A 4,728-nucleotide genomic window follows, 5' to 3' on the forward strand; every position below is an offset into this window, starting at 1 on the left:
CAGCAAAATTTCCTTGGTGGACTACTAGTCACTGGTTGTACAACAACTCCCCAACAAAATCAGAACACCTCTGAAGCTCCGTCTGGTACAACACAACCAGTACAGCTAACTGAGAGTCCATCGCCAACAGCAGCACCAAATAATCTAAGTTCTTCAGACAGACAGTTTATCAATGAAGCCGCGCAAGGTGGTTTAGCAGAAGTCCAACTAGGACAACTAGCATCACAACGCGCAGCTAACAATGCAGTAAAACAATTTGGGCTGCGTATGGTAAAAGATCATACGCAAGTGAATACTCAACTCAAACAGTTAGCAGCTCGAAAAGGTGTAAAACTACCAACTACTCTCAACGGAGAAAATCAGCAACTCCAGCAACGCTTATCTAAGCTTTCTGGTGCTAATTTTGACCGCGAATATATGACTCACATGGTTCAAGATCATCAAAAGGATGTTTCTGCATTTCAAACTGAAGCACAACAGGGGCAAGATCCAGATGTGAAGGCATTTGCCTCACAAACACTACCAACCCTTGAAGAACACTTACAACAGGCTCGTTCTATTGTTAATGCTGGTGTTAATACGGGAACTTCAACTAGTAGCCCAAGTCCGACTAATACACCTTAAAACTTTCATCTTGGTGTTTCTGCTGGGGAATTTAACTGTTGTGGTGGTAGGTGTTCTAGGGGAATTAATGTTTCCATCACCGATTTGACAATTGGTGCAGCCACAGTCGAACCATAGGCGTTTTCACCCTTCGGCTCATCGACAATGGCCAAAAGCACATAGCGGGGGGCTTCCACTGGCAAAACTGCGACAAAGCTGGTGATTCTAGCACCAGGGATATAGCCACCGTTGGGACTAGCTTTTTGGGCTGTACCTGTTTTCCCGCCAATACGATATCCGGCAATTTTAGAAGGTTTACCAGTACCTTCCGAAACCACAGTTTCCATCATTTCTACAACTTGTTGGGCAGTTTTAGCGGAAAAAATTTGCCTTGGCGTAGGGAGTGTGGGTGAATAGTGCATTTTGCCATTGCTATCAACTAATCCTCGAACTACATGGGGTGTGACCAATTTTCCGCCATTAGCTAAAGCGCCGTGCAGTTGTACTAATTGTAAAGGAGTCAGCGAAAAACCTTGTCCAAAAGATGCAGTGGCTGGTTCAATAGGTGAAGAAATAAATTTTGGTTGACTTTTTAGTGAACCGCTAACTCCAAAAGGCAAATCAGTTTCTAAAGGTTGCCCTAAACCCAGACGTTCTAACCAGGTGTAGTAAACCGAGGGGCGCATTTTTTGAATAATTTGCACCATGCCGATATTGCTGGAATTTTGGAGAATTTGGGCAATATTAATCCGCCCATAACCATTGTGTTGAGCATTTTTAATTACCCGGTCAGCGACTTTAATATAACCAGGATCATTAAAAGTATCATTTGGTTGAATTACACCATTTTCTAATGCGATCGCCACATTTAATGGTTTAAAAGTTGAACCAGGTTCATAAAGATCAGCTACCGTCCAGTTTTTGAATAAATCAATTTTCGCTTTGCCATAGTCATTTGGGTTATATGTAGGTTGAGATACTAATGCTAGTAAAGAACCATCTAACGCATCCATCACAATTACGGCTCCACGTTTTGCATGGAACTTTTCTACCTGTGCTTTCAGCGCCGAGCGAGCAGCCCGTTGTAAGCGTGTATCAATAGTTAGTTGCAATTTCAGGTCATCAGCATGGAGAAAACCTTCTGGTGCATGATCTGGCTTTAACTCGCCGTTACCAGACTGCATTAACCGTACCTTCTGCACAGAACGTTCTAGCAGTTTTTCTTGGCTATATTCCACACCAGCTTGACCGCGACGTTCCAGGTCAACATAGCCTACTACATCAGATGCAACATCTGCTTGCGGATATAAACGGGAGTATTTGGGAATAAATTCTAAGCCATTTAAGCGTAGTGCAATTACGCGATCGGCAACTTCTTCGGGTAATGCTGGCATCAGAATGATCCCACTTTTGCGACTTTGAAAAGTTTTGACTAAATCAGCCGCATCTTTATCAATGATAGGTGCTATCTTTTGGGCGATTTCTTCATTAGATTTATCAAATAGCTTCGGATGAGCATAAACAGTATATACAGGACGATCAACCGCCAAAACATTGGTATTGCGATCGACAACTAAACGACGAGGCATAAAAGGTCGCAAACTCACCATTTGTTGATTGCGTGCCTTTTGCGTTAGTTTTTTTCCTTGCAGAATTTGTAAATTATATAAGTTAAAAGCCAAACCTAATCCTGCGGCTAATAAAATAGCCCATACTACCAAAAGCCTGACTTTGCTACTTTGTACAGGTTCTTGAGTGTTGGGAGTGAAATTTCCCATTAACCTTTGTCGGGAAATTTTTTGCCGCTTTGAAACTGCTTGATTCCGAGAATTTCTAAATTTTAATCTACTGGATGACTTCTGCATCGGCTTCGTCCTTGATTATTTGTCATTTGTCTGTCAAAAATGACTAATGACTATTGCCTTTAACTAATACCAATTCATAATTCGTAATTCGTAATTCGTAATTCGTAATTAAGAAAGTCAGATAGGGCATGGTTTTCGGGGTTTGAAAGTGTTGCTTCATTTTAGAGAATTGGTATAAGTTATTAATTCGTAATTTTTGGGTTTTATTTCCCTACCCTACGACAACGCTAAGGGCGTACATATACACGTAGACTTGTTTCAGCCTGGGTCTAAATCTCCTTTCCAACAGTTTTTAATGACGAATTACGAATTTTTTAATATCCCAACGGTGAGGAAGTTGGCTGTTGTATAGGAGAATTAGAAGTTTTATTAGACGGCAAAGAACTGGCACTATCAGATGCTGAAGGTAAGAAAATAGTTTTATCTGGCGTTGGTGAAACTAATCCTGCACTGGGGTTTTCGGCATCTTCAGCCATTTTGTTTTTTAACATGGCGTTAGTTGTAGTTAATTGTCGCTCATTGCGTTGCAGATTTTGTAAGCGGCGAAACTCTTGATTCCAAAGCTCTTGAGAATAGACTGTCCAACCATAAACAACCAGAGCCACTGCAACTAATAAAAACGTCACCACAGACGAGTAACGATGAACAGTGTACAACCGTAGCAACCAACTGGGTAAAACTTCAGCAGTGGGAACATGAGAAACTTTTGATGGCGTGAATTCTTGTAAACCTTTGGTAGCAGGAGCCGATAAACTTTTCGCAGCACGCCGACGGCGTTTAGGCGATGCGACTGGAGATTGATCTGGAAGTGGGGATGCACTGCTCATGGCTGACCCATTACCAGGGGAGCGCCGTCTTGGTGCAGTTGGTTTGGAATTTTGCCAGAACCAGGGATTAGGTGCAGACACAGCTGATTTACGAACAGCAGCCATAAATTTTCTTAGATAGGAAATAATGTATTCTAGTCTGTTTATTTAGTTTTGCTCAGGTTAAGATAGCTTTTTTTGGGATCTGAATGAGTATAGCGCTAACTATAGACCATGTTTAGATGTTTTTGAGATATAGCCATCCGTTGAGAAGTTGCACAAAAATTTGTTCTATGGTATCTGTTCTGTCCCTTCACAAGTAGTTCAGCAATCAAATATAATTGTCTATCTAAACCAATGTTTGCCTGACTTGAGCTATTCCCATATTTATAATCAAGGACGAGCCATTGGATAACTTGATATTTTAAGTAGTGCATCTCAGTATGGCAATACAAGACAAAAAGAAACTACTGTTTGCGATCACCTGAACATCTTTGGGATAATCACTTAATCTCCCAATTAGATATCCTCATCCGTCTTTAGCATAGTAACTTAAGCACCAATAATCAGCCCTAAGTAGTGTTTTTAAATATCTCATAGACAGGGATTTTAACAATTACCAATAAATAGGTTATCGTAGTCAAAAGGCACAAACATTTGAATGCCACAATTTGGTGAAAGAGGAGTTATGAAAACAAAAATCTTTGGTTTAGCTGTAATATTAAGTTTGGCGGCAGTTTTAGGAGCATGTGAAGGTGGTAACAATACAACACCTAGTGCTACAACTACACCAGCCACTACAGGTGAACCCTCCGATACTGGGTCTACACCTACTAATTCCCCCGCTGCGACTACTACTCCTACTGCTACTGCTTCCCCCACAGCAAGTCCTACTACAAGACCTTAGTTCTTTGTCTAAGATTTTAGTTTCTCAGACAAGTGCATGAGTTTTAGTATTTCTCAAAGAGTGGATACCCAACTCAAATAAATTTCATACATCTGTTCAGCTAAGACAGTAATTATTGGACATTGGTAATGTTGGTTAATACCACAAACCGGTGTCCATTTAAATTTTTGGCGTGAGCTTGTGACTCTAAATTGAGATATAGCAGTAGCCAAGTTGGTTAGGACATCGACAAATAATAAAACTTAGACACCACAAAGCTTTTAACTCTGTCACCTGTCACCGATTACCTGTCCCCTGCTATATGTTAGCGTCTGGTTCATCTCTGCGCTGTTATGTAACCGACATTCCGCAGGTAAGTGAAGAGATTGATGGTATTTTTGATAAATGACATCATCAGCATCAGAAATAAGAGTACAAGATATTGACCACTGCGGGATAGTGGCTGTCTCTTATACACATCTAGATGTGTATAAGAGACAGAGATAAAGGTGTGTAAATATTTCTAACCACATTATCTATTGGTACAGGTTTTTCACATTTGCCATTA

Annotated in this window: 4 protein-coding genes; 2 read left to right on the forward strand and 2 right to left on the reverse strand. The window is 40.7% G+C overall.

The genetic code is table 11. The features are described from left to right. Window positions 1-624 (forward strand): DUF4142 domain-containing protein (locus tag NCWK1_RS02150; RefSeq protein ID WP_245894801.1); only part of this gene is annotated, 624 nt, incomplete at its 5' end. Window positions 625-629: 5 nt separating this feature from the next. Here NCWK1_RS02150 and NCWK1_RS02155 read toward each other — a convergent pair. After that, complete coding sequence (locus NCWK1_RS02155; RefSeq protein WP_096581769.1) at window positions 630-2,468, reverse strand: peptidoglycan D,D-transpeptidase FtsI family protein; 1,839 nt, start codon at window positions 2,466-2,468, stop codon at window positions 630-632. Between the two features lie 314 nt (window positions 2,469-2,782). Beyond that, window positions 2,783-3,400, reverse strand: a complete 618-nt coding sequence (locus tag NCWK1_RS02160) for a hypothetical protein (protein WP_096581767.1) — start codon at window positions 3,398-3,400, stop codon at window positions 2,783-2,785. A 562-nt stretch (window positions 3,401-3,962) separates the two neighbouring features. Between NCWK1_RS02160 and NCWK1_RS02165 the strand changes: the two genes are divergently transcribed. Further along, window positions 3,963-4,181, forward strand: coding sequence for a hypothetical protein (locus NCWK1_RS02165; protein WP_103123561.1), 219 nt, complete (start codon window positions 3,963-3,965; stop codon window positions 4,179-4,181). Window positions 4,182-4,728 lie beyond the last annotated feature (547 nt).

The organism is Nostoc cycadae WK-1, assembly GCF_002897135.1.
Lineage (GTDB): Bacteria > Cyanobacteriota > Cyanobacteriia > Cyanobacteriales > Nostocaceae > Nostoc_B.

What these genes read in the sequence shown, in the direction of transcription:
- NCWK1_RS02165 (WP_103123561.1), top strand. Translation starts at nt 3,963, where the DNA reads ATGAAAACAAAAATCTTTGGTTTAGCTGTAATATTAAGTTTGGCGGCA.
- NCWK1_RS02155 (WP_096581769.1), bottom strand. Translation starts at nt 2,468, where the DNA reads ATGCAGAAGTCATCCAGTAGATTAAAATTTAGAAATTCTCGGAATCAA.
- NCWK1_RS02160 (WP_096581767.1), bottom strand. Translation starts at nt 3,400, where the DNA reads ATGGCTGCTGTTCGTAAATCAGCTGTGTCTGCACCTAATCCCTGGTTC.